The organism is Thiothrix sp. (genome assembly GCF_028714775.1).
In the GTDB taxonomy this organism is placed as follows: Bacteria; Pseudomonadota; Gammaproteobacteria; order Thiotrichales; family Thiotrichaceae; genus Thiothrix.
In genome coordinates this window covers 79749-103597 of sequence record NZ_JAQTLS010000013.1, presented here as the reverse complement: position 1 = coordinate 103597, position 23849 = coordinate 79749, and the positions used below count along the sequence as shown (strand labels likewise).

General features: G+C 55.3%; 21 protein-coding genes, 1 tRNA gene and 1 pseudogene. 15 read left to right on the top strand and 8 right to left on the bottom strand.

Going from position 1 to position 23849, the window contains the following annotated elements:
- Positions 1-90: 90 nt before the first annotated feature.
- From PHE17_RS13540 to PHE17_RS13515, 5 genes and pseudogenes are all read right to left on the bottom strand, one after another.
- A complete protein-coding gene (locus PHE17_RS13540; RefSeq protein WP_301016412.1) occupies positions 91-540 on the bottom strand; it encodes a hypothetical protein in 450 nt (149 codons plus the stop codon).
- Positions 533-2080, bottom strand: coding sequence for a class I SAM-dependent DNA methyltransferase (locus PHE17_RS13535; RefSeq protein WP_301016411.1), 1548 nt, complete (start codon positions 2078-2080; stop codon positions 533-535). The genes PHE17_RS13540 and PHE17_RS13535 overlap by 8 nt, the downstream gene beginning before the upstream one ends.
- Positions 2081-2215: 135 nt before the next feature.
- Positions 2216-4583 (bottom strand): annotated as a pseudogene (hsdR, locus tag PHE17_RS13525) (EcoAI/FtnUII family type I restriction enzme subunit R).
- Between the two features lie 23 nt (positions 4584-4606).
- Positions 4607-5440 (bottom strand): putative RNA methyltransferase, encoded by an 834-nt coding sequence (locus tag PHE17_RS13520; RefSeq protein ID WP_301016408.1) that lies wholly within the window; start codon positions 5438-5440, stop codon positions 4607-4609.
- Complete coding sequence (locus PHE17_RS13515) at positions 5437-6078, bottom strand: arylesterase (RefSeq protein WP_301016407.1); 642 nt, start codon at positions 6076-6078, stop codon at positions 5437-5439. The genes PHE17_RS13520 and PHE17_RS13515 overlap by 4 nt, the downstream gene beginning before the upstream one ends.
- A gap of 15 nt (positions 6079-6093) precedes the next feature.
- Here PHE17_RS13515 and PHE17_RS13510 point away from each other — a divergent pair, with 15 nt between their 5' ends.
- Both PHE17_RS13510 and PHE17_RS13505 read left to right on the top strand, forming a co-directional pair.
- Complete coding sequence (locus PHE17_RS13510; protein WP_301016406.1) at positions 6094-6765, top strand: ATP-binding cassette domain-containing protein; 672 nt, start codon at positions 6094-6096, stop codon at positions 6763-6765.
- Positions 6762-9065 carry an FtsX-like permease family protein gene (locus tag PHE17_RS13505; RefSeq protein WP_301016405.1) on the top strand — a complete coding sequence of 768 codons (2304 nt, stop codon included), beginning with the start codon at positions 6762-6764 and terminating at the stop codon, positions 9063-9065. Before PHE17_RS13510 ends, PHE17_RS13505 begins: the two co-directional genes overlap by 4 nt.
- A gap of 5 nt (positions 9066-9070) precedes the next feature.
- On the opposite strand, the gene PHE17_RS13500 is transcribed toward PHE17_RS13505, so the two are convergent.
- Complete coding sequence (locus PHE17_RS13500; RefSeq protein WP_301016404.1) at positions 9071-10273, bottom strand: DUF1343 domain-containing protein; 1203 nt, start codon at positions 10271-10273, stop codon at positions 9071-9073.
- The gene (locus tag PHE17_RS13495) at positions 10257-10700 is read right to left on the bottom strand and encodes a DOMON-like domain-containing protein (RefSeq protein WP_301016403.1); all 444 of its coding nucleotides are present in this window, start codon (positions 10698-10700) and stop codon (positions 10257-10259) included. Before PHE17_RS13495 ends, PHE17_RS13500 begins: the two co-directional genes overlap by 17 nt.
- 390 nt (positions 10701-11090) lie before the next feature.
- Here PHE17_RS13495 and PHE17_RS13490 point away from each other — a divergent pair, with 390 nt between their 5' ends.
- Positions 11091-12098, top strand: coding sequence for a hypothetical protein (locus PHE17_RS13490; protein ID WP_301016402.1), 1008 nt, complete (start codon positions 11091-11093; stop codon positions 12096-12098).
- On the top strand, positions 12091-12903 hold the full coding sequence (mutM, locus tag PHE17_RS13485) for a bifunctional DNA-formamidopyrimidine glycosylase/DNA-(apurinic or apyrimidinic site) lyase (RefSeq protein WP_301016401.1): 813 nt from the start codon (positions 12091-12093) through the stop codon (positions 12901-12903). The genes PHE17_RS13490 and mutM overlap by 8 nt, the downstream gene beginning before the upstream one ends.
- 78 nt (positions 12904-12981) lie before the next feature.
- On the opposite strand, the gene PHE17_RS13480 is transcribed toward mutM, so the two are convergent.
- Positions 12982-13176, bottom strand: a complete 195-nt coding sequence (locus PHE17_RS13480) for a hypothetical protein (RefSeq protein ID WP_301016400.1) — start codon at positions 13174-13176, stop codon at positions 12982-12984.
- Between the two features lie 61 nt (positions 13177-13237).
- Between PHE17_RS13480 and dusA the strand changes: the two genes are divergently transcribed.
- The 11 genes from dusA (at position 13238) to PHE17_RS13425 (ending at position 23845) form a co-directional block, all read left to right on the top strand.
- Entirely contained in the window at positions 13238-14206 is a 969-nt protein-coding gene (dusA, locus tag PHE17_RS13475; RefSeq protein ID WP_301016399.1) for a tRNA dihydrouridine(20/20a) synthase DusA, read from the top strand.
- Between the two features lie 40 nt (positions 14207-14246).
- Positions 14247-14322 (top strand) — tRNA-Asn (locus PHE17_RS13470).
- Positions 14323-14895: 573 nt separating this feature from the next.
- Entirely contained in the window at positions 14896-16551 is a 1656-nt protein-coding gene (locus PHE17_RS13465; protein ID WP_301016398.1) for a flavodoxin domain-containing protein, read from the top strand.
- Positions 16552-16690: 139 nt separating this feature from the next.
- Complete coding sequence (locus PHE17_RS13460; protein ID WP_301016397.1) at positions 16691-17275, top strand: DUF2239 family protein; 585 nt, start codon at positions 16691-16693, stop codon at positions 17273-17275.
- Between the two features lie 2 nt (positions 17276-17277).
- Complete coding sequence (locus PHE17_RS13455; protein ID WP_301016396.1) at positions 17278-17673, top strand: GFA family protein; 396 nt, start codon at positions 17278-17280, stop codon at positions 17671-17673.
- Positions 17674-17769: 96 nt separating this feature from the next.
- Positions 17770-18504, top strand: a complete 735-nt coding sequence (locus PHE17_RS13450) for a phosphoadenylyl-sulfate reductase (protein WP_301016395.1) — start codon at positions 17770-17772, stop codon at positions 18502-18504.
- The gene (locus PHE17_RS13445) at positions 18504-20237 is read left to right on the top strand and encodes an NADPH-dependent assimilatory sulfite reductase hemoprotein subunit (RefSeq protein WP_301016394.1); all 1734 of its coding nucleotides are present in this window, start codon (positions 18504-18506) and stop codon (positions 20235-20237) included. Before PHE17_RS13450 ends, PHE17_RS13445 begins: the two co-directional genes overlap by 1 nt.
- 1 nt (position 20238) lies before the next feature.
- Positions 20239-21165, top strand: a complete 927-nt coding sequence (gene cysD / locus PHE17_RS13440; protein ID WP_301016393.1) for a sulfate adenylyltransferase subunit CysD — start codon at positions 20239-20241, stop codon at positions 21163-21165.
- Positions 21165-22451 (top strand): sulfate adenylyltransferase subunit CysN, encoded by a 1287-nt coding sequence (cysN, locus tag PHE17_RS13435; protein WP_301016392.1) that lies wholly within the window; start codon positions 21165-21167, stop codon positions 22449-22451. The genes cysD and cysN overlap by 1 nt, the downstream gene beginning before the upstream one ends.
- On the top strand, positions 22442-22705 hold the full coding sequence (locus PHE17_RS13430) for a DUF2061 domain-containing protein (protein ID WP_301016391.1): 264 nt from the start codon (positions 22442-22444) through the stop codon (positions 22703-22705). The genes cysN and PHE17_RS13430 overlap by 10 nt, the downstream gene beginning before the upstream one ends.
- A gap of 75 nt (positions 22706-22780) precedes the next feature.
- Positions 22781-23845 carry an alkene reductase gene (locus tag PHE17_RS13425; protein ID WP_301016390.1) on the top strand — a complete coding sequence of 355 codons (1065 nt, stop codon included), beginning with the start codon at positions 22781-22783 and terminating at the stop codon, positions 23843-23845.
- The last annotated feature ends 4 nt before the right edge of the window (positions 23846-23849 follow it).

The following is a 23849-nucleotide window of genomic DNA, read 5'->3' as shown; positions in this document are numbered from 1 at the left end:
TCAGCGGGCGTTTTGCAATCGGTTAAAAGCTCATCCATCAGGACGGGATCAAGGGTTTCCATGTGACTGCTCCTTGCGGGGGGTCCGCTGTTATATAGCAGTTACACAGTTCAGTTTACAGTCTCTATCTTTTGGTGTAACCCACGGTATATCACCATTCCAATATTCAGCCTTCATCTTACTGGGTGTTTTCCCGCCCGAAAAAACTCCCAAATGAGACAAACTGACCCACTCCCAACCTTCGGGCAATTCAAACGGCTTTTCCTCGTCGGTAATCGGCGGCAATGGCTCTTGCTTTTTAAGTTTGCCGTCTTTGATTAAGCGGGCTTTTTCGGCGGCGATTTTTTCGAGCAATACGCTGGCGGGTTCGTCGTCGGGGTTTTGCGGCACAAGCTGCCCGCGCACGGCGAGTTCGAGGATGAGTTCGCGCAGTTTTTTGATGCCATACAGGTTGAGTTTGTTGCTGCTGCCGCGCCCAGCGGTGGAGCGAGTTTCAACGGCGGATGTCCATACGTCGAGGTGCTGGAGGATATTAATCACGCAACAAATCCTCTAACTGTTCATCCGTCAAATCTTGGTTTCTATCGCTGACCTTCTGACTCAAATCCATCAACGCATTCGTTGCAAATGCTTTGGACAATATTCCCTTCAACTGATCCCGCAACGCCTGAATCCGCGCCTGTTGTTGCGCGTAATTCGCCAGCAACACCTCTGGGTCATGGCTTTCCTGCTCAACCACATGCGGATTTTTGATGTCGAGGTTGTAGTTCCGCGCCATCAGGGTGTCGATACTGACTTTCCACGCTTGCGGCGTTTCCACCCGCGCCGCGAAGCCGTCGGCTGCATCGCCCCACCAGTCGATTTCGGTCTGAAACTCGTCAAATTTCATCGGCTTGGTTTTGCTGTAATTCTTCACCCCCGCCGGATACGGATGTTCATAAAACCACACTTCCCGCGTCGGCTGCCCTTTGGTGAAAAACAGCAGGTTGGTTTTTATCCCGGTGTAAGGGTTAAACACGCCATTCGGCAGACGCACAATCGTGTGCAGGTTGCAGGTGTCGAGCAGCAGCTTTTTGATCTTGGTTTTCACGCCTTCGCCAAACAACGTGCCATCCGGCAGCACTACCGCCGCCCGCCCGCCGTCTTTCAGCACTTCGATAATCAGTTGCAGGAACAGGTCAGCGGTTTCGCGGGTCTGGAATTCCGCCGGAAAATTCTTCTCAATACCATCCTCTTCCGTGCCACCAAACGGCGGATTGGTGATGACCACATCGACCTGATCGTCTTCATCCCAACTCGACAGCGGGCGGCTGAGGGTATTGTCATGGCGGATTTGCACCGGCACTTCAATCCCGTGCAGCAGCATATTGGTGGTACACAGCAAATGCGGTAACTGCTTCTTTTCCACCCCGAAAATCTGCGCCTGCAAGGTAACGTGATCGGCAGCCGTTTTGACTTGCGCCCGCAAATGATCGACCGCATTCGCCAAAAACCCGCCCGTGCCACACGCCGGATCAAGCACCTTTTCGCCCAAACGCGGATTCACCCGATTCACCATGAATTGCGTCACCGCACGCGGCGTATAGAACTCGCCCGCATTGCCCGCGCTTTGCAAGTCGCGCAAAATCTGTTCGTAAATATCGCCAAACAAATGCCGCTCTTCGGAACGGGTGAAATCCACCTCGTTGAGCCTATTGATCACCTGCCGTAACAACGTACCGTTTTTCATGTAGTTGAAAGCATCGCTAAACGCCTCTTTCACCACAAACCCACGCGGATTAGTCGCGATCGGCGCAACCAGATTCTTCAGATCAGGAAACAACTCATCATTCACAAACCCCAGCAATTCATCGCCGGTCATGCCTTGCGCATCCGCCGCCCAAAACTGCCACAAATACGCCTCAGGAATCGGCTCGCGGTAAGCATCGCCCTGCTCAAATTCCAACGCCTCTTCCTGCGCATCAAAAATTTTCAGGAACAACAGCCACGACAACTGCCCCAAACGCTGGGCATCGCCATCCACCCCCGCATCCTTGCGCATAATGTCTTGAATGGATTTGATCACGGTTGAAATCGACATGGTTTTCCTTTATTCATTTTTTCAAGCAGATAGCATCACCGTCACTGGCATTAAGCAGTTTGGGGTGATCCGATCCTGTAGCCGTAGTTTTGTCCGAGCGCAGCGAGTTGACGCAGGCGAAAGGATTGGATCACCTCAAGCTGCGCCCCCACCATACAGCACCGCCTCCAACTCCGTCAGTGCCTGCTCATAATCGCGCTTGCTGCCAAACGCCGTTTTCACAATCTCCATCGGCGCACCCATCTGGAGGAATGGCGGGGCTTTAAACACCTGAATATTCTCCAATTCCACCACCCCGACATCGGCGTATTTATCCAGCAAAGCATTCAGCACCACTTGCGCCGCCGCCGAATATTTCACGAAATAGTTGCGCTTTTTGACCTGTTCGGCACGTTCGCGCCGCGTCAGGGCTGGCTGGTCAAACACCACATGGCAAATCAGGTCGAAGGGGTCGAGGTCACGCCCGACATCCTCCGCCAGCGCATCCCAAATCACGCCCGCATCCGCCAATTCGGTCAGCACCGTCCGCATCCTGCCAGCGTTTGACGAAATCATCCAGTGACGCGAACTGTTTTTTCAGGGTATTGCGGGTGTAATCCTTGAACGATTCCGTCACCAGCTTGCCGTCGCTGTCGTAATACTGTACCCGTTCCGCCAGCTTTTTCACCGTGACACCTGCGACATAGTATTTGCTGATCCGGTGTTCAACTTCACTCCAATCTTCGCTGATAGCGGCGGCACTACCTGCGCTGGAGCGATCTTCGGGCAATGGATAAGCCGTGTTTTCAACATCATCCTCGGCTTCAATTGCTTCCGCCAAGGTGTCAGGGGTTGTTACCAACACTTTTTCGGGGATGCCATCGAAACGCTCATCCGCAAACAGTTCGGTGGCCTTTTTGAAATCGAGGATGGTAAACCACAGCTTGCCGTAACGGTCGTCAATGCGTGTGCCACGCCCGATGATTTGCTTGAACTTGGTCATCGACTGGATGTGCTGATCCAACACCACCAGCTTGCAGGTTTTGGCATCCACCCCGGTAGTCATCAATTCCGAGGTGGTGGCAATCACCGGGTAAGTCTTTTTCGGGTTGATGAAATTATCCAGTTGCGCCTTGCCCAGCTCGTCATCGCCGGTAATTTTCATCACGTACTTGTCGTTTTTCGCTACCTGTTCCGGGTTCAGGTTGACCAAGGCACGGCGCATCCGTTCCGCGTGGTCGATGTCATTGCAAAACACAATGGTCTTGGATAACGCGCCAATCCGCCGCAAATAATCTGTAATGGTTTGCGCCACCAGTTGGGTACGCTCGTCAATCACCAGTGAACGGTCAAAATCTTTCTGGTTGTAAATGCGGTCGTCGATCAACGCACCGTGCTTGTCGTGCTGGTGTTTTTCCGGTCGCCAGCCCTGCAAATCCACATCAATATCCACCCGCACTACTTTGTAGGGCGCAAGAAAGCCGTCCTCAATCCCCTCTTTCAGCGAATAGGTGTAGATCGGCTCGCCGAAATAGTCGGTGTTGGAAACGGTATCGGTTTCCTTGGGGGTAGCGGTCATGCCAAGCTGGGTAGCGCTGCTGAAATATTCCAGAATCTCGCGCCACGCACTGTCTTCCGCCGCGCTGCCCCGGTGGCATTCGTCAATTACAATCAGGTCGAAAAAGTCCGGCTTCACCTGCTTGTAGGCTTTTTGCGATTCTTCGGGGCCGGTGAGTGCCTGATACAGTGCCAAATGAATTTCAAACGCAGGGTCAACCGTGCGCCCGGTGATTTTGGTCATCGCCTGACCAAACGGCTGGAAATCATTGATGCGGGTCTGATCCACCAACACATTGCGGTCCGCCAGAAACAGGATGCGTTTTTTGCGTTTCGCCTTCCACAGCCGCCAGATGATTTGGAATGCGGTGTAGGTCTTGCCCGTGCCCGTTGCCATCACCAGCAATACGCGCTGTTGCCCGGCAGAAATGGCTTCGAGGGTTTTGTTGATGGCTTGCAACTGGTAATAACGTGGCGACTTGCCCGAACCATCGTCGTGGTAAGCCTGCGTAATCACCGGCAATTGCGCGGCGGTGTAGCCTTTCCATGTACAGAACTTGTCCCATAACTGCTGCGGTGAGGGGAATTCGGCAAGGGCTATTTCACGCTCCAACTGTGCGGGGTTGGTTTTGTCGTGGAAGATGAAACCATCACCATTGCTGGCAAACGCGAACGGCACATCCAGCAGGCGGGCGTAATCCAGCCCTTGCTGCATCCCCTTGCCGATTTCGTGGCGATTGGCTTTGGCTTCGATTACCGCCAGTGGCAGATTCGGCTGGTGGTACAGCACCACATCCGCTGATTTGACGTTACGCCGCGCCCCGACTTGCCCGCGCACAATGACTTTGCCATCGCGCAATTTCACTTCCTGACGGATTTGGGTCATGTCATCCCAGCCCGCGTTTTTTACCGCAGGCAGGATGTATTTGCTGATGATGTCGGTTTCGGAGAGTTGTTGCTTGCTCACCGTGTCTCCCTGAATGCGGGTGGTTAATCGCCTTTACGCATCACTGTAACACAAAAATCCACCGTCAAATCCAGCGACTGCAAGCCTTGGCAATGCGCCTGTTTTTCCGCACTCGCCGACCAGTAATACGGTGTCATAGCCAGCAAAGCCGCCACCGTTGCCTGATCCGGCAAGATCACGCGGTAATTCACCTGCAATGGCGGACATTCCACCATCCCGGCAATCGGGGGCAATTCTTCCACGCTATGCGGTTTCGGATCGTCGTAAATCAATTGGCGCAACTCAAACAAATGCTGCGCCGCCGGATACGCCCACAAATACAGCCCGCCCGGTTTCAATACCCGCGCAATTTCAGCCTCGGAAGCAGGCGCAAACACCCGCACCAACACATCCACCGACGCATCCGGTAATGGCAGTTCAAAACTGGAAGCCACCGCAAATTGCATCGCCGGATACGCTTTCGCCGCCAAGCGCATCGCCGCCCGCGAAATATCCGTGCCGAAACACTGCGCATTTTCGCCCAACTGCTGAGCCAGTTTGTTGAGGTAATAGCCTTCGCCACACCCCGCATCCAACACCGTCAACGGCAGGGTGGGGTCGGGGAAATACTCGCGTATCGTTTGCGCCAAACCTTCTGCCAGTGGTGCATAGAAGCCTTGTTGCAGAAAATGGCGGCGGCTTTCCAGCATTTCCTTGTTATCACCGGGGTCAGCGGAATGCTTGCGGTTCACCAGCAGCAGGTTGACGTAGCCTTCTTTGGCTTGGTCGAAACTGTGGCGGTTGGTGCAGGCGAACGTGCGTCCGGTCAGACTGAGCGGTTCGCGGCACAGGGGGCAGCGCCAGAGGGATGGGGTCATGGCATTAACACCTTTTCCAATACTTTCCACACATTGTCCAACACCTTCGGCTCGGCCTCCGCCGTTGGGTGCATCCCATCCGCCTGCATCAAATCCCAATTATCTGCCACACCTTCCAGCAAAAACGGCACAAGCGGCAGTTCGTATTGCTTCGCCAGTTCTGTATACGTCGCGGCAAACTTTTCGGTAAAGTCCATGCCGTAATTGGGCGGGAGTTTGATGCCGAGCAGCACGACTTTGGCGTTTGCGGCTTGCGCCAGTTTCACCATTTGTTCCAGATTGCTGCGCATCGTGGCTAAGTCGATGCCGCGTAAGCCATCGTTTGCACCCAATTCCAGCAGCAGATAGGCGGGTTGGTGTTCTTTCAGCACATCCGGCAAGCGTGTCAGCCCTCCGGCGGAAGTTTCACCGCTGATGCTGCCATTGATAACCGTGAATTTGTCCCCCACCTTCTGTTGTAGCAGGTTCACCCAGCCTTTTTCCACCGGGAGGCCATAGGCCGCGCTCAAGCTGTCGCCCCACACCAAGATTTTGGGGGAATTCGGCGCGGTGGGCGTTGTCTCATCCGCCATAACAACCGTAGTCGCCAGCGGTAAAAGCCCCAGCAGGGCGAAGATCAGGTACAGTGTGCGCAACATCAATGGATTCCTTATATGAATAACACAGCCATTCAGACCGACAATCTGGTGAAAACGATCCCACAAGCGGGGCGTGAATTGCAAATTCTCCGTGGCGTGAGCCTCACCATCGGCGCGGGCGAATCGGTAGCGATCACCGGCACATCCGGTTCTGGCAAGAGTACCTTACTTGGCTTGTTGGCGGGGCTGGATTTGCCCACCAGCGGTACGGTGCAATTGTTCGGGCAGAAACTCGACGGTTTGGACGAAGACCAACGTGCCAAATTGCGCCTCGGTCGTGTCGGTTTCGTGTTCCAATCCTTCCACTTGTTGGAAAACCTGACCGCGCTGGAAAACGTCATGCTGCCGCTGGAACTGTTGCCGCAGGTGGCTGACCCCGCTGCCCGCGCTACCGAAGCCTTGGCAAAAGTGGGGCTGGCAGAACGTTTGAGCCATTTCCCCACCCAACTTTCCGGCGGTGAACAGCAGCGGGTAGCACTTGCCCGCGCCTTCGTCACCCAACCGCAAATCCTGTTTGCCGACGAACCAACCGGCAACCTCGACCGCGCTACCGGGCATGAAATCAGCGATTTGCTGTTCGCCTTGCAGGAACAATCGCACACCACGCTGGTGCTGGTCACGCACGATGATACGCTCGCGGCGCGATGCCAAACCCATTACCGTTTGGAAGACGGGGTGTTGGTATGAAAGGTTTCCTGCGTCACTGGCAGCAACGTTGGCGCATGGCGGAACTGCGCCTGTTGTTGCTGGCGTTGATCATTTCCGTCACGGTGGTTACGTCGGTCGGGTTTTTCACCAGCCGGGTGGAAAATGCCATGCAGCAACAGGCTCGGCAACTGCTCGGCGGCGATGTGGTGCTGGTTTCCTCGCGCCCTCTGGCGGCGGATAACCTGCAACGCGCCCAAGCACTGGGGTTGGAAACTGCCCAAAGCATCAGCTTTTCCAGCATGGCTTCCAGCACTGACCAGTCGCAATTGGCGCAGATTAAAGCGGTATCCAGCACTTACCCCTTGCGTGGCGACTTGAAAACTGCCGACGCACCGGAAGCTGCCGAAATCCTTTCCACTGGACAATTGCCTGCTCGCGGCGAAATTTGGGCAGAAGCCCGTTTGTTTGCGGAACTCGGCATACAGCCGGGGGCTTCCGTGCAATTGGGGCATAGTACCTTCAAGCTCGCACGGGTACTCACGCAAGAACCCGACCGCAGCGTTAACCTGTTCCAGTTTGCGCCAGAAGTGCTGATGAATTTGGATGACCTGTCGGCAACGGGATTGTTGTCGCCCGCCAGCCGCGCCAGTTTCAGCCAGCTTTTTGCTGGGAAAGCGGCGGCAGTTAAGCAGTTCCAAACCGCGTTGAAACCGACGCTCAAACCGACCGAACGTCTGCGCACACTGGAAGATGATTTGACTTCGGTGCAGCAGACTTTGCAGCGTGCCAGCCGCTTTCTGACCTTGGCGGCGCTGTTGAGCGTGGTGCTGGCGGGTGCGGCGGTGGCTTTGACTTCCACCAGCTTGATGCGGCGCGAACTTCCTGCGGTGGCGGTGTTGAAAGCAATGGGCATGGCGCGGCGGCAAGTGCTGTTCGACCATGTGTTTTCGCTGTTGCTGACCGCGCTGATTGCGGCAATTGTGGGGATCGCGCTGGGCTTTGGTTTGCAGTTTGTGCTGGCGGATTGGCTGAGCCGTTTTGTCGGTAAAGCTTTGCCTACACCGGGTTGGTTGCCGGTGTTGAGCGGATTGTTCACGGCGGTCGGCTTGCTGTTGGGCTTTGCTTTGCCGCAGTTGTTGCGCTTGGTGAATGCCGCGCCGATGCGGATTTTGCAGGGATTTTCAGAACAACCGCGCCCATCGGTACGGGTGGCGGGCAAGTGGGCAAGTTGGGGTTGGTTGCCGCGCTTACGGCGTTCGCGGCGTGCGGTGTTGCTGGTGGCGGTGTTCACCACCGGGCTATTTTCGCTGCTGTTGCTGACCACAGTGCGTACCGATTTGCTGAACCGTTGGCAGGAAGCCTTACCGTCGGATGCGCCCGACCATTTCCTCATCAATATCCAGCCTGCGGAAACCGCGCCGCTCCAACAGTTTTTCAGCAGCAAAGGCATCAAGGCGGAACTGTACCCGATGATCCGGGGGCGCTTGGTGGAAATCAACGGCAAACCTGTGGTGGTGGATGATTACGGCAGCCAGAAAGCCAAGCATTTGCTGGAGCGCGAATTCAACATCTCGTCATTCGCCGAGTTTCCCGCCAGTAACGCGCTGCTGCAAGGCAAGTGGTTTGCGGGTGAACACGAAGGCTTGTCGATTGAAAAAGGCATCGGCGAAACCTTGCGCTTCGGCATGGGCGACAAACTGACCTTCGATATTGCCGGGCAGCGCATGACCCAGCCGATAACCAGCGTGCGCGAAGTGCGGTGGGACAGTATGCAGCCCAACTTTTTCGTCATTGCCGCGCCGGGCAGTGTGGAAAACCTGCCGCGTACTTTCATCACCAGCATCCATTTAGGCGAGCATAAAACCTTGGTGACGGAATTGATCCACCAGTTCCCTAGCGTTACCGCGATTGATATTGGTGCAATCGTGGGGCAAATCCGCTCCTTGGTCGAACAGGCCAGCATGGCAGTGCAGGGGATTTTTGTGTTCACCCTGATTGCGGGCGTGGTGGTATTGATCGCTGCTTTGCAATCGCAAAAGGCCGAACGACGGCGCGAAATCGCCATCCTCAAATCTTTGGGCGCAGGGCGGGCAATTCTGCGGCGGCGCATTTGGGGCGAATTCCTGCTGTTGGGCGGCGTTGCCGGGGTATTAGCGGGTATATTGGCAGTGACCGCAGGCAATTTGCTGGGCTATTTCCTGTTCGACCTCGACATGCACTTGAACCTGCTGCCCGTATTGGTCGGCGGAATCGCAGGCAGCTTGTTGGTTGGCACGGCAGGCTATTTCAACCTGCGCGGCTTACTGGACGTATTGCCGATGTCGCTGCTGAAATCGTAAGCGGCTTAATACAGCAGGAACGGCTTGCGGGTTTCTTCCCACGCCTGTTCGTCGGGGCAGGTGAGGGCGTCCAAATCGTCCGCCGTAGCGTTCGGGTTATCCACCCATTCGCGCAGCAGCGGCGAACCGTTGATCACATCAATCGCCAGCTTGCCGAATTCGTATTCGTAAGGGAAATCGCGCCACAAGGGGTAATCGGGCTGCAATAAGCGGATGGCCTTGAACGCCAGCGCCTGTACGCGCCACGGGCGGAACGCAGCATGGTCATAATGCGGCGCTTCCACATGGATTTGCACCCCAGCACACAGTTTGCCAACGTGTTTGTGGAAGGTCGGCTCAAACCAACATTCGCGCAAACGGCAACCGTGCAACCACTGCGGGGCAAAGGCTTGCATGGTGCGGATGACGGCGCGGGCATCAATATCGGGTGCGCCGAACAGTTCCAATGGGCGGGTGGTTCCGCGCCCTTCGGAGAGGGTTGCGCCTTCCAACATCACCGTTCCCGCATAGCAACGCGCCATCGACAGGTTGGGGGCGTTGGGGCTGGGGTTGATCCATTCGCGTTCACCCAAAGGCCAGCCGTAACCCGGTGCGGCATTTGGTTCCCAGCCTTGCATGGTGATGACGCGGTAATCAAGGTCGAGCTTGAGTTCGTGGATGAACCACAAACCCAATTCCCCCATTGTCATCCCGTGGCGCATCGGCATTGCCCCCGCACCGACGAAACTTTCCCAGCCTGCCCGTAAGGTTAGCCCTTCTACCGGACGGCCTGCCGGATTGGGGCGGTCGAGTATCCACACGCTTTTACCGTGTTGCGCCGCCGCTTCCAGCACATAGCGCAAGGTGGTGATGAAGGTGTAAATGCGGCAACCCAAATCCTGCAAATCCACCAACAGCACGTCGAACGTTGCCATCATCGCGTCGGTAGGGCGGCGCACTTCCCCGTACAAGCTGAAAATCGGGATGCCATGCTGCGGGTCAATGAAATCGGGCGATTCCATCATATTGTCCTGCTTGTCGCCCTTGATGCCATGTTGCGGGCCAAAAGCTGCCGTTAGGGTAATGTCGGGCAGTGCGGCAAGTGCATCCAGCGCGTGTGTCAGGTCAGGTGTGACGGAAGCCGGATGTGCCAGCAATGCCACGCGCTTGCCTGCCAGCGGGGCGCGTAAAGTGGAATCTTCGAGTAAGCGGTCAAGGCCAAATTTCATGCGCAAATCCATTTCGGTGATGAAAATCCGGGCGTTTCGCCGGATGCTCCAGCGCCCAGTATGACTTGCTGCCATCCTGCATTTCAAGCACTGCCGTTAAGCCCAATTGTAAGGGTTTGCCCGCCGGATTGGGGGGTAAGTCTGCTGCCGCGATAAAGGCTTCCAACCGCAGTTCGCTATCCGTCTGGGTGATACTGATGCGCGGATCATGTGCGCTTGCCCACGTTACCCGTTCGCGGTAAGTGCTGAAAGCATACGCAGCCCACTGACTGGATGGTGAAAAATTAAACTCATGGTAACTGTCTTCATTTTGCGCACCAATAAATGCCTCAAAGCACGTATGTTCCCATAAGCCATCGGCAACGCTGGCTGGAAGTGGGGAAGGAATGCGCAAATCGGCAAGCTTGGCGGTAAGGATGTAGCGCAAGTGCAGGCTTCCATCCGCTAGGCGCGTGGCCTCTGCATACAGCGAAAGTACGCTGGGGCAAGGGGTGCTGGAGTGGCAGTGTAAGGCTAGCAAAGGTAGTGATGTTATTGAATTTTTTGCAAAAAAGTGGGGCGGAAAAAGCCGCCCCAAACCGCTAGGAGGAAAATGGGCTAGTTGCCTAGCCCGCCGCAATAGTAGCGTAAAATTAAAGCCAGCGGAACATATATTGCGGTGCAGCATGATAATATTGTGGTTTATGTGGATATTCGGTTGTTTTTATACCAATGTCATGCAAAACCGGACAAGCTGGGATGCTGCCTGATTTCGGCTAAGGCATTCCGCACCAAAACATGGCATAATCCGGCGCTTTCAGCTTGATCTGTAACGTTTGTGAACGAAGCTCTGACCGATCCCAACACACTACCTTTTTCCGTCACAATGTCGGCGGAAAATAACCCAATTCATGCCGGAAAAGGGCTGCATGTGCTGGCGGCGCTGGGTTTTGCGGGCAAATCGGCAGTGTTGGATACGGCACGCCCGGTTTTCACCGTTGGCTTGCCCTTGTTGACGGGGGCGGCTTGCACGGAGTTGTGGCTGAGTCCAGTGCCGGTCAATTATGGCAAATACGCCAGCATTAACTACAGCGAAAACGGTACGGTGCTGTTTGGGCATTTGTTGCTGGAAGAGGCCGATTTCCCCGATTTTCGGGTTGCTAGCCAAGTAGCTTACCAGCATGTGTTTGAACTGCTGAAACGCGCGGGCTACCCCTATTTGCTGCGCATGTGGAACTATTTCCCCGCGATTACCGTGCAGCAAGGTGAACTCAACCGTTACCAGACGTTTTGCCTCGGCAGGCAAGATGCGCTGGATGCTTACGGCAATTTTGATTATTCCCCCCCCGCCGCGACCGCTATCGGTACACAACAGGCCGGGTTGCAAGTGTATTTCCTCGCCGCCAAAAGTGCTGGGATGCAATTGGAAAACCCGCGCCAGACCAGTGCGTTCCTGTATCCGCGCCAATACGGCCCGGTTAGCCCCGCGTTCTCGCGTGCCACAGTGAAAGACTGGGGGCAGGGCAAGCACCTCTACATTTCCGGCACGACCAGCATCGTGGGGCATGAAACCCTGCACATCGGCAACCCTGTCGCGCAATTGGATGAAACCTTACGCAACCTCGAAGCCTTGTTGGAACACGGGGACGACACGCTCGGCTTGCCGATCCGCAGTGTGCGCGGTTTGACCCAGTTGAAAGTGTACGTGCATGACCCGGCAAGCCTGCCAGTGATCCAAGCGGCGTTGGATGGGTACTTGGCTGCCAGCCCCGTGCATGTGCTTTACCTGCAAGGTGATGTTTGCCGCGCCGAACTGATGGTGGAAATGGAAGGGATTTATGCCTGAATTGCCCGAAGTTGAAACTACCCGCCGGGGCATTGAGCCTTACGTGCAGGGGCAATGCATTACCTCAGTCTGCATCCGTCAGCCGAAATTACGCTGGCCTATCCCCCCTGAAATCAGCGCACTGGAAGGCCAACGGGTAAACCAACTGACCCGGCGCGGCAAATACATCCTCTTGCATACCGACGCCGGGGTGGCATTGCTGCATTTGGGCATGTCCGGCAGTTTACGTATTGTCGAACCGGACATGGAGCCACGCAAACACGACCATTTCGATCTGGTGTTGGAAAGCGGCAAGGCAGTGCGTTACCACGACCCGCGCCGTTTCGGGGCATTGTTGTGGACGCAAGACGACCCGCTGCAACATGAGCTATTGCGCAATCTGGGGCCGGAGCCGCTGGAAGACGGCTTCGATGGCGAATACCTCTTCCAGCAATCACGCTCGCGGACTGTGTGCGTGAAAGATTTCATCATGAATGCGCACATCGTTGTTGGCGTGGGTAATATCTATGCCAATGAAGCGCTGTTCCTCGCCGGGATAGACCCACGTCGGGCTGCGGGGCGCGTATCCCGCGAACGTTACCTGAAGCTGGCGGATCGTATCCGCGAGGTTCTGGCCTACGCCATTGAACGCGGGGGAACAACCCTGCGCGATTTTGTACGTGAAGACGGGACTCCGGGGTATTTTCAGCTTGAGCTGAAGGTTTACGGACGCACCGATAAACCCTGCACGGTCTGTCAGGGCAGTATCCGCCAAGTCGCACAAGGGCAGCGTTCCAGTTGGTTCTGCCCGGTCTGCCAACGTTAGGCCGTCATTTTCTTGATCATTGCCACACTCTGGGTTGCTGAGCGTAGCCGAAGCATCGCCTTGCGGCTTACGGCTGAGTCAAGTGTGACGTGTACTCCGAATGCGCATGTCAGCTTCTTCCAAAATGCCGTTTGCCATCAGCTCGCGTACCAATTGCTTACGGACGCCTTTGCTGACACCAATATCTATGCCGATGCGGTAAAAAACGAAGGCAGGAAGGCCAATAATAGCCACGCCGAGCATAAAATTTACGATAGTATCCATGTCCAACATAAGAGAGCCCCTCTTGTTTAATGCTTGAATTGTCTGGTAAGCCCGTGAATTGAAATAGTATATGAAGAACCTGAACAGAAAATTTACCGTAGCGCCTATGCTCGATTGGACTGACCGACATTGCCGTTATTTTCATAGATTGCTGACAAAACAAGCAGTTCTGTACACGGAAATGGTCACGACAGGCGCAATTTTGCACGGCGACCGCGAGCGCCATTTGCGTTTCAATGCAGAAGAACACCCGCTGGCTTTGCAATTGGGCGGCAGCGAACCGCAGGAACTGGCGGAATGCGCCCGCATTGCGGAAGGTTATGGTTACGACGAAATCAATATCAACGTCGGCTGCCCCAGCGAACGGGTGCAAAAAGGCGCATTCGGCGCGTGCCTGATGGCAGAACCGCAACTGATCGCGGAATGCGTCTCCGCCATGCAAGCTGCTGTCGCCATTCCCATCACCGTCAAAAACCGCATCGGCATTGACGACCAAGACGATTACCCCAGTTTGCACAATTTCGTTAGCACAGTGTCACAGGCCGGTTGCCAGACTTTCATCATCCATGCGCGTAAGGCGTGGCTGAAAGGCTTAAGCCCAAAAGAAAACCGTGAAATCCCACCGCTGCGTTACGAGTTGGTGTACCAGATCAAGCAGGAATTTCCCCAGCTTGAAATCCTCATCAACGGCGGTATTACCACGCTGGAACAGTGCCAGCAGCATTTGCAGCATGTCGATGGGGTCATGGTCGGGCGCGAGGCTTACCATAATCCGTGGCTGTTGGCGCAAGTAGACCCGGTGTTATACGGCACGCCCGCGCCTTTCCACGAACACAAGGCGGTGTTGGAAGCGTTGCTCGGCTACGTGCAAGCGCAATTGGAGGCGGGTGTGCCATTGGGGCATATCAGCCGCCACATTCTTGGCCTGTTCCAAGGAATGCCGGGCGCTCGCCATTGGCGGCGGGTGATCAGCGAGAACGCACACAAGCCGGATGCGGGGGTGCAATTATTACGTCGTGCGATGGAAAAAATTGCTTGACGTTTTTTCGGTAATCGCAGAGAATACGCGCCTCTACAGTTCCCCGATAGCTCAGTCGGTAGAGCAAATGACTGTTAATCATTGGGTCGGCGGTTCGAGTCCGTCTCGGGGAGCCAATGAATTCAAAGGGTTGCAACCTATCAGGTGCAACCCTTTTTCATTTCTGCGTGTTTCAGGCTTCCTTTCGGGTGTCCTTTTTCCATGTACAGTTTTACTTGATCGCTTGCTTGATGGGCGAGGGACACCTGCCGTCCCGGCTAGGTTTCTCACAAAGGGAATCCCGCTATTGCTATGATAAGAAAGGGGAAAGCAGGGGAACCACTTTCCCCCCAAGCGGAAACATAGCGTGGAATATATCCCATGCCTGTTGTTCAGCCCTTATTGTATTGAAATTTATTAGGCACTTATAATTGGCGGATAAAGTACTCCTGCTATTGGGTGGTGATCAATCTACCATCGGTAATTTACTTGATGTATATCAAGAATTTATAATATTGCCCTCCGGTCATTGATATTCATCAATGTTTGATCTGCCGACATGGTTACTGCATGTGACTCGGCTTTTCCAGAAGATGACAGGCGAGTACTAATCTCTTATTAAGATAATTATATCGAATAATATCGTTTTTTCAGATTTCATCTTTCCTTGATACTCCTTCGCAATTTAGCAACATTGAAGGAGTGGCGACATGCTACTGAGTCCACAAGCATTGCCGCAGGTTTCAACCCCGCCGAAAACCACTGTCCTCTACGCCAGCCAGACCGGCAACGGTAAAAAAGTGGCAGAGCAACTGTTTGCCCGCTTGCAGGCGCAAGGTTCCGAGGCGGTGTTGTTCAACCTGAAGGATTACCGCCCGCAGCAGTTGAAACAGGAAGAGCGCCTCATCACCGTCATCAGCACCCACGGCAATGGGGAACCACCGGATGATGCCCGTGTGTTTTTCACGTTCCTGCAAGGCGTTCGTGTGCCGCGTTTGGAAAAGCTCGAATACGCCGTGCTGGCGCTGGGTGATTCCAGCTACGAAGCATTCTGCCAGACCGGGGCAGTGCTGGATCAACGCTTGGCGGAATTGGGGGCAAAACGCCTGTTGGCGCGGGTCGATTGCGATGTTGATTTTGCTTCCACAGCGGCGGAATGGCAGCAACACGTCGCCGCCAAAACACCTGCGGCGAATGCCGACCACACCATCCAGCTCCACCTGAATCCATTGATAAGCGAGTTGGCACAAGCCACGGAATACAGCGCTGCCGATCCGTTTCAGTTCGAACTGCTCAGCAGTATCGCGCTGACCGATAACGGGTCGGACAAGGACGTGCTGCACTTGGAATTGTCCTTGGAAGGTTCCGGCATCCAGTACCAACCGGGTGACATTCTGGCGGTCACGGTGGCGAATCCTCCCGAATTGGTGGCAGAGCTATTGGCGCTGTCGGGGGTGTCAGGAGGCACGCCGGTCAGCCTGAAAGGGGAAACCTGCGATTTGTACACAGCCTTGCGCCACAAGCTGGAGATTTCCGGCCTGACTCGCCGCCAACTCAAGGCGTATGCGCAACAGATTGGGCATCCCGAATTGTTGGCGGCGGCTGATGATAAATCTGCCTTGCAGGATTGGCTGTATGCTGCCGATTGGGCGGACTTGTTGGGTGAGTTTCCCGGTAAACTTGATGCGCAAACTCTGGTTGGGCTGTTGCGTCCCTTACAGCCGCGCCAATATTCGATTGCCTCCAGCCCTGCCGCGCACCCGGATGAGGTACATTTGTTGGTCAAACGGGTGGAATATGGTTTCCACGGGCGCTTACATTTGGGCGCGGCTTCCAACTGGCTGGCACGTTTACAGACAGGCGAAACAGCAGCGGTGCACCTCAAATCCAATCCGCATTTCAAACTGCCGTCAGACCCGCAGGCCAAAATCATCATGATTGGCGCAGGCACGGGTGTCGCGCCGTTCCGCAGTTTCCTGTTCGAGCGCGAAGTACTGGGTATCCGGGGGAATAGTTGGCTGTTCTTTGGTGAGCAGCATTTCCGCAGCGATTTCCTGTATCAGGCCGAATGGCAGCAATTCCTTAAAACCGGGGTGCTGGAACGCATGGATGTGGCGTTTTCGCGTGACCAAGCGGAAAAAATCTACGTGCAACACCGCCTGTTGGGTGCGGCAAGCGAGGTTTACCAGTGGTTACGGGATGGGGCGCATATCTACGTGTGCGGTGACATGAGGCGCATGGCGAAAGACGTACATCAGGCATTGGTTCAGATCGTGGCGGAACAGGGCGGTAAAACCCCGCAAGCGGCGGTTGAATGGCTGGAGCAGCTTATTGCCGAGCGCCGTTATCAACGGGATGTGTATTGAGCGTTGCGCATCCGTAAACCGTAGGCTTGTTTAAAGTGCGGTAAGCTCCCTGCTATTTATGTTTTATCCGGGTAATATTGCTTTGTGCATTTTACCCGGATAGAATGCCTGTGCATTGTTTCACAGGAAAACCATCATCATGTCGCACCACGCTCCCACCCGCTGGATTGCCTTCGCGCAAACCCGTTGCCTTGCCATCGGCACACCCGCTGAGGTTGCCACCGCCGTTAAAACGTTTACTGATGAAGAGCCGGAATCCAGTGTCTTGGTATTTGATGCCGTCACTAGCCGCCCGGTGGAAATCGACCTGCGGGGTTCAATGGCGGAGGTGTTGGCACGTTTGCCGCAGCCCGCCGAAACGCTTGCCTCAACCCCGGAAACCCGTTCTGTCGGTCGCCCTAAACTGGGCGTTGTGGCGAAAGAGGTGACATTGTTGCCCCGCCATTGGGAATGGTTAGCCAGCCAATCGGGTGGTGCGTCGGTGGCTTTACGTAAGTTGGTTGAACAGGCGATGCGGGGCAGTGGCGAAACTGACCGCGTTCGCCAAGCGCAAGAAGCGACGTACCGTTTCATGCAAGCGATGGCAGGTAATGAAGCGGGTTATGAAGAAGCCAGCCGTGCCTTGTTCGCGGGCGATCTTGCCGCTTTCCGCGAACATACCGCAGCATGGGCGCATGACGTGCGTGAGCACGCTTTGCAGCTAGCAACAGCGGGGACGGTGTAACGATGAAAACCTACTACGGCAGTTGCCACTGCGGGCGCGTCACATTCCGCGTTGAAACCATTCTCGACAAAGTGGTGGCGTGCAACTGTTCCATCTGCACCAAGAAAGGCGTGCTGCATCACCGCGTTGCCCCGGCGCAATTTACGCTGCTGTCTGGCGCGGAATCGCTGGCGTTGTACCAGTTCGACACCAAGGAAGCGCGGCATTATTTCTGCAAGGAGTGCGGGATTCACCCGTTCAGCAACCCTCGCGCCGCGCCCGACCACTACAGCATCAACGTGCGCTGTTTGGATGATTTTGACTTGGGCACAGCGGCCTACGAAGTCGTGCCATTCGACGGGCGCAACTGGGAAGACGCAGTGGCGGCGCTCAACCGCAAACTGGCAACCAACAGCTAATCCTTTTTCAAGATATTTATATCGAATTATATCGTTTTTTTAGATTTCAGTTTTCGTCAATACTGCGCCTCATTAGATTCAATGAGGTAACGGAACATGACACTGAACACAGCACCGCTGCAAACCTTGCGCGCCGATTTCCACGACCTGACGCTGGATGAAGCGCTGGTTGCCTTACGCCAACGTTTCGACGGGCGCATCGCTTTTTCCACCAGTCTGGGGCTGGAAGACCAAGTGATTACCGATGCGATTTTCCGCAATGGCTTGGACATTGACGTGTTCACGCTGGATACCGGGCGCAATTTCAAGGAAACCTACGACACGCTCGACGCTACCCGCAAAAAGTACGGGCAGGCGATCAAAACCTATTACCCACAAACGCTGGCGATTGAGCATTACGTCACCATCAAAGGCATCAACGCGATTTACGAATCGGTTGAGAACCGCAAGGAATGCTGCACCATCCGCAAGATCGAGCCGCTCAATCGCGCTCTCCAAGGCGCACAAGTGTGGATCACCGGTCTACGCGCCGCACAATCCAGTTTCCGTGCTGACATGGGCTTGTTTGAGCGTGACGAGCAACGCGATCTGGTGAAATTCAACCCGCTGCTGAATGCCACTTCCGAGCAATTGTGGGGCTATGTGCGCAAGTACGACATCCCTTACAACCAACTGCATGGGCAAGGTTTCCCCAGCATCGGTTGCGCCCCTTGCACCCGTGCGATTGCCCAAGGTGAAGATGAACGTGCCGGACGCTGGTGGTGGGAATCCCATAACCAAGAATGCGGCCTGCACGATGGCACCCGCAACCCGTTGAAAAAGGCCGCCTAATGGAACTGATTGCAACACCTAAACCGTTGAACGCGCTCGCCGCCAACGGTTCGGCGGTCGAACACATCAAAGACCGCAGTAACTACTTGCGCGGTAATCTGGTGGAAGATTTCCACAACCCGATTACCGCCGCGATCAGCGAAGACAATGTGCAACTGGTGAAATTCCACGGCTCGTACATGCAGGATGACCGCGATGTGCGCCTGCACCGGCAAGACAAAAAGCTCGAACCGGCGTATTCCTTCATGATCCGCTTACGGGTAGCGGGTGGCGATTTGAGTGCTGACCAGTGGGTTAAACTTGACGACATCAGCAACCGTTACGGCAATGGCACGTCGCGCATTACCACCCGCCAAGCCTTGCAGTTCCACGGCATCATCAAGTTCGACCTGAAAAACACCATCAAGGCGATGGATGCCGCTTTGCTCGACAGCATTGCTGGGTGCGGTGATGTTAACCGTAACGTGATGTGTACGCCCGACCCCACGTTGTCGAACCTTCATGCGCAAGTGTTCCCGTGGGCGCAAAAGATCAGCGAGCATTTGCTGCCGCGTTCGCGTGCCTATCATGAAATTTGGTTGGACGAAGCAGAGGGCAAAACGCTGGTGGCAGGCGGTGAAGCCGAAGAAATCGAGCCGCTGTACGGTAAGCATTACCTGCCGCGTAAGTTCAAGATTGCCATTGCGATTTCGCCCTTCAATGACATGGACATTTATGCCAACGACATCGGCCTGATTGCGGTTGAGGAAAACAGCAAGCTGCTCGGTTTCAATGTCGCAGTCGGTGGTGGCTTGGGGTTTACGTTTGGGCGTGAGGACACTTACGCACGGTTGGCATCCGAGATTGGTTTTTGCACGCCGGAACAGGTGCTGGATGTGTGTTTCCACACTGTGGCTATCCAGCGTGATTACGGCAACCGCGCCGACCGCAAGCTGTCACGTTTCAAATACACCATCGACCGTCAGGGGCTGGACTGGTTCAAGCAGGAACTGAACGCACGGCTGGGGTTTGATCTGGGCGAGGTACGTCCGTTTGTATTCGATACCACCGGCGACCGTTTTGGCTGGCGTTCCACCACCGATGGCTTGTGGCATCTGGGTTTGCGGCTGGAATACGGGCGCGTGCTGGACAATGAAACGCACCGCCTGAAATCGGCATTGCGCAGCATTGCCGAGCAAAACCTGTGCGGTTTCCGCATGACTGGCAACCAGAACCTGATCCTGACCGGGGTGCGCGAAGAGCATATCGACGCGGTGGAAAGCATTTTGCAAGCGCACGGCTATGCGGCAGATGCCAGCCATTTGTCCGGCTTGCGGCGCAATTCCATCGCCTGTGTGGCGTTGAATACCTGCCCGCAAGCGATGGCAGAAGCCGAACGCTACCTACCGGATTTGATCACCAAACTGGAAGTGTCGCTGGATAAACACGGCCTGCGGAATGAGGAAATCAAAATCCGTATGACTGGCTGTCCGAATGGCTGCGGGCGTTCAGTGCTGGGTGAAATCGGTTTAATCGGTAAGTCGCCGGGGCGTTACAACCTGTATCTGGGCGCAAGTTTCAACGGCGACCGTTTGAATGCGCTGTGCCGTGAAAACTTGGATGAAGCGGGCCTTTTGAAGGTGCTGGACGAATTGTTCGCCGCCTTTACCGCCAAACGGATTGAGGGCGAACCACTCGGGGAGTTTGTGACCCGTTGCCGGTACGTGCGTCATCCAGCAACTAAAGGGAAATAACATGTTATTCAGCCGACAACAAACTGCCCGCCACACTCTGTCCCACCTTGATTGGTTGGAGGCGGAAGCCATTCACATCCTGCGCGAAGTGGCTGGGCAATGCAGCAACCCTGCCCTGCTGTTTTCTGGTGGCAAAGATTCCATCTGCTTACTGCGCTTGGCAGAAAAAGCCTTTCGCCCCGGACGTTTTCCCTTCCCACTGCTGCACATCGACACCGGGCATAACTACCCCGAAGTCATCGCCTTCCGTGACCGCAAAGCGGCTGAAATCGGCGAACGCTTGATAGTGCGCTCGGTGGAAGATTCCATGCAACGCGGCACAGTCGTGCTCAAGCATGAGAACGAATCACGCAATAAACACCAATCCGTGACCTTGCTGGAAGCGATTGAAGAACACGGTTTCGACGCCTGCATCGGTGGCGCACGCCGCGACGAAGAAAAAGCCCGCGCCAAAGAACGCATCATGAGCTTCCGCGACGAATTCGGGCAATGGGACCCGAAAAACCAACGCCCCGAACTGTGGAATCTATATAACGCCCGCAGTCACAAAGGTGAAAACATCCGCGCCTTCCCGATTTCCAACTGGACGGAACTGGATGTGTGGCAATACATCGAGCGTGAAAATCTGGAATTACCCAGCATTTATTTTGCGCACAACCGCCCGATTGTGTACCGCCAAGGTTCCATCGTGCCAGTAACCGACATTACCCCCGCAAAACCGGGTGAGGAAATCATCGACCTGCAAGTACGCTTCCGCACCGTCGGCGACATTACCTGCACAGCACCGGTGATTTCGGATGCCGATTCGATTGAAAAAATCATTGCTGAAACCGCGACCACCACCATTACCGAACGCGGCGCAACCCGCTTGGATGACCAAGCCTCCGAAGCGGCCATGGAACAACGCAAGAAAGAGGGGTATTTCTAATGACACATCCGATTGAAGACCACGGCTTGCTGCGTTTGCTGACCTGCGGCAGTGTCGACGATGGTAAAAGCACCCTGATTGGGCGCTTGCTATTTGATTCTAAAGCGATTCTGGCGGATACCCTGAGCGCTATTACCAAAACCTCGCAACGGCGCGGAATGCAGGATGTGGATCTGTCGTTGCTCACCGATGGTTTGCAAGCCGAACGTGAACAAGGCATTACCATTGACGTGGCGTACCGCTATTTCACCACCGGCACACGCAAATTCATCATTGCCGATGCGCCGGGGCATGAGCAATACACCCGCAACATGGTGACAGCCGCTTCCACCGCCAACCTTGCGATTATTCTGGTGGATGCCCGCAAAGGTGTATTGACCCAGACGCGTCGTCATTCGTATCTAGCGCATCTGGTGGGAATTCCGCACTTATTGGTTGCCGTGAACAAAATGGATTTGGTCGAGTTTAGTCAGGCGCGTTTCGAGGAAATTAAGCAGGCGTATCTGGACTTTGCCGAACAATTGGGGATTCGCGAGGTGCAATTCATCCCACTCTCCGCCCTCAACGGCGACATGGTGGTGGATCGTGGCGAGAACCTGAGCTGGTATCAAGGCCAAACCCTGATGGAGATTCTGGAAACCACGCCGAGTGCGCAACGCCGCCATGCCGCCGCGTTCCGTTTCCCGGTGCAATACGTGTGCCGCCCGCAGGATGCCAGCAACCCCGCACTGCACGATTACAGGGGTTTCATGGGGCGCGTCGAATCCGGCAGCATTGCCGTCGGCGACAGCGTAACGGTATTGCCTTCGGGTTTAAGCAGCACGGTGAAAGCGATTGAACTCGGCGGCGAACCGTTAGCAGATGCCGCCACCGAGCAATCGGTCACGCTATTGCTGGCGGATGAAATCGACATTTCACGGGGCGATATGATCGTGAAAACCGGCGAGTTACCCACGCAAACCAAGCAATTGCAAGCAACGGTATGTTGGTTGGCGGAAAGCCCGCTGGATCAGGCGCGGACTTACCTGATTCGCCACACCACCCGCGATACCAAAGCGAAGCTGGCGGAGATTGCTTATCGCGTGGACGTGAACAGTTTGGAAAAACAAGCGGTGAGCCAGTTGGCAATGAACGATATTGCCAACGTCACCTTTAAGCTGGCGCAGCCATTATTCACTGACCCGTATGTGGATAACCGGGGTACGGGTGCATTTATTGTAATTGACGAAAGCAGTAACAATACCGTCGGCGCGGGAATGATTGGGAGAGAAAGCGTATGTTTTTAGACCAACTGTTTAAACCTGCTGAGGTTTCAGAGGCGGTTATCTTCACGGGTAAAGACCGCCCGATCCGCAGTTTGGTAAAAGCCATTTCATGGCGGGTAACGGGCACGATTGATACCATTATCCTCTCATGGTTTTTTACGGGCAGTATTGGCACGGCGCTATCCATTGGCCTCACGGAAGTCGCCACTAAAATGCTGCTGTATTATGTACACGAGCGTGCGTGGAATCGTGTGCATCTGGGGCGTGTCATGTAAGTGGTGGCGGCACGTCCATCAACACGCCAAAGCGTGCTAAGCTCCCTGCTATTCAAACAAGCAGGGAGACCCGCAATGACTACCTTATTCGACAGCGCCCAACTGGGCGACCTCACCTTACGTAACCGCGTCATCATGGCTCCACTCACCCGTTGCCGCGCCAGTGCAGGGCGTGTGCCGAACGCGCTGATGGCAGCGTATTACCAGCAACGTGCCAGCGCGGGCTTAATTTTGACCGAAGCCACGTCCGTCACCCCGATGGGCGTCGGCTATCCCGATACACCGGGCATCTGGTCGGCGGAACAAGTCGAAGGCTGGAAACTGATCATCGACGCAGTACACCAAGCAGGCGGGCTGATCTTCTTGCAGCTTTGGCACGTCGGGCGCATTTCCGACTCCAGCTATTTGAATGGCGAATTGCCAGTTGCCCCCAGTGCGATTGCTGCCGAAGGGCATGTCAGTCTGGTGCGCCCAGAGAAAAATTACGAAGTGCCGCGTGCGCTGGCAACCGATGAGATTCCCGGCATTGTCGCGGCTTACCGTTTGGGCGCGGAAAACGCCAAACTGGCAGGTTTTGACGGGGTGGAAGTCCACGGCGCGAATGGCTATTTGCTCGACCAATTCCTGCAAGACAGCACCAATAAACGTACCGATGCTTACGGCGGCTCGCTGGAAAACCGCGCACGTTTGTTGCTGGAAGTGACCGATGCGGTGATTGGCGTGTGGGGCGCAGGGCGGGTCGGCGTACACCTTGCACCGCGTTGCGATTCGCACACGATGGGCGATTCCAACCCGCTGGCGACCTTCAGTTATGTGGCGCAAGAGCTGGGTAAGCGCAAAATCGCGTTCATCTTTACCCGCGAACACCTTGCGGAAGACAGCATCAGTCCGGCACTGAAACAGGCGTTCGGCGGTTTCTTCATCGTCAACGAAGGTTTTGACGCAGCCAGTGCCCAACAAGTGCTGGATGCGGGTAATGCCGACGCGGTTTCTTTCGGCAAGGCATTCATCACCACGCCGGATTTGCCGCGCCGTTTGCAGGAAAACTTGCCGTTGAATCCGCCCGATTTCCAGACATTCTACGGGGTAGGGCTGGCTGATCCGGCGCAGGGGTATACGGATTATCCGGTGGCAGGCTAAGGGG

Excerpts from the sequence above, each read along its gene's own strand:
- PHE17_RS13455 (WP_301016396.1), top strand. The coding sequence starts at position 17,278 with ATGAAAACCTACTACGGCAGTTGCCACTGCGGGCGCGTCACATTCCGC.
- PHE17_RS13510 (WP_301016406.1), top strand. The coding sequence starts at position 6,094 with ATGAATAACACAGCCATTCAGACCGACAATCTGGTGAAAACGATCCCA.
- cysN (WP_301016392.1), top strand. The coding sequence starts at position 21,165 with ATGACACATCCGATTGAAGACCACGGCTTGCTGCGTTTGCTGACCTGC.
- PHE17_RS13520 (WP_301016408.1), bottom strand. The coding sequence starts at position 5,440 with ATGACCCCATCCCTCTGGCGCTGCCCCCTGTGCCGCGAACCGCTCAGT.
- PHE17_RS13480 (WP_301016400.1), bottom strand. The coding sequence starts at position 13,176 with ATGTTGGACATGGATACTATCGTAAATTTTATGCTCGGCGTGGCTATT.
- mutM (WP_301016401.1), top strand. The coding sequence starts at position 12,091 with ATGCCTGAATTGCCCGAAGTTGAAACTACCCGCCGGGGCATTGAGCCT.
- PHE17_RS13500 (WP_301016404.1), bottom strand. The coding sequence starts at position 10,273 with ATGAAATTTGGCCTTGACCGCTTACTCGAAGATTCCACTTTACGCGCC.
- PHE17_RS13465 (WP_301016398.1), top strand. The coding sequence starts at position 14,896 with ATGCTACTGAGTCCACAAGCATTGCCGCAGGTTTCAACCCCGCCGAAA.
- PHE17_RS13515 (WP_301016407.1), bottom strand. The coding sequence starts at position 6,078 with ATGTTGCGCACACTGTACCTGATCTTCGCCCTGCTGGGGCTTTTACCG.
- dusA (WP_301016399.1), top strand. The coding sequence starts at position 13,238 with ATGAAGAACCTGAACAGAAAATTTACCGTAGCGCCTATGCTCGATTGG.
- PHE17_RS13430 (WP_301016391.1), top strand. The coding sequence starts at position 22,442 with ATGTTTTTAGACCAACTGTTTAAACCTGCTGAGGTTTCAGAGGCGGTT.
- cysD (WP_301016393.1), top strand. The coding sequence starts at position 20,239 with ATGTTATTCAGCCGACAACAAACTGCCCGCCACACTCTGTCCCACCTT.
- PHE17_RS13505 (WP_301016405.1), top strand. The coding sequence starts at position 6,762 with ATGAAAGGTTTCCTGCGTCACTGGCAGCAACGTTGGCGCATGGCGGAA.
- PHE17_RS13425 (WP_301016390.1), top strand. The coding sequence starts at position 22,781 with ATGACTACCTTATTCGACAGCGCCCAACTGGGCGACCTCACCTTACGT.
- PHE17_RS13445 (WP_301016394.1), top strand. The coding sequence starts at position 18,504 with ATGGAACTGATTGCAACACCTAAACCGTTGAACGCGCTCGCCGCCAAC.
- PHE17_RS13460 (WP_301016397.1), top strand. The coding sequence starts at position 16,691 with ATGTCGCACCACGCTCCCACCCGCTGGATTGCCTTCGCGCAAACCCGT.
- PHE17_RS13450 (WP_301016395.1), top strand. The coding sequence starts at position 17,770 with ATGACACTGAACACAGCACCGCTGCAAACCTTGCGCGCCGATTTCCAC.
- PHE17_RS13535 (WP_301016411.1), bottom strand. The coding sequence starts at position 2,080 with ATGTCGATTTCAACCGTGATCAAATCCATTCAAGACATTATGCGCAAG.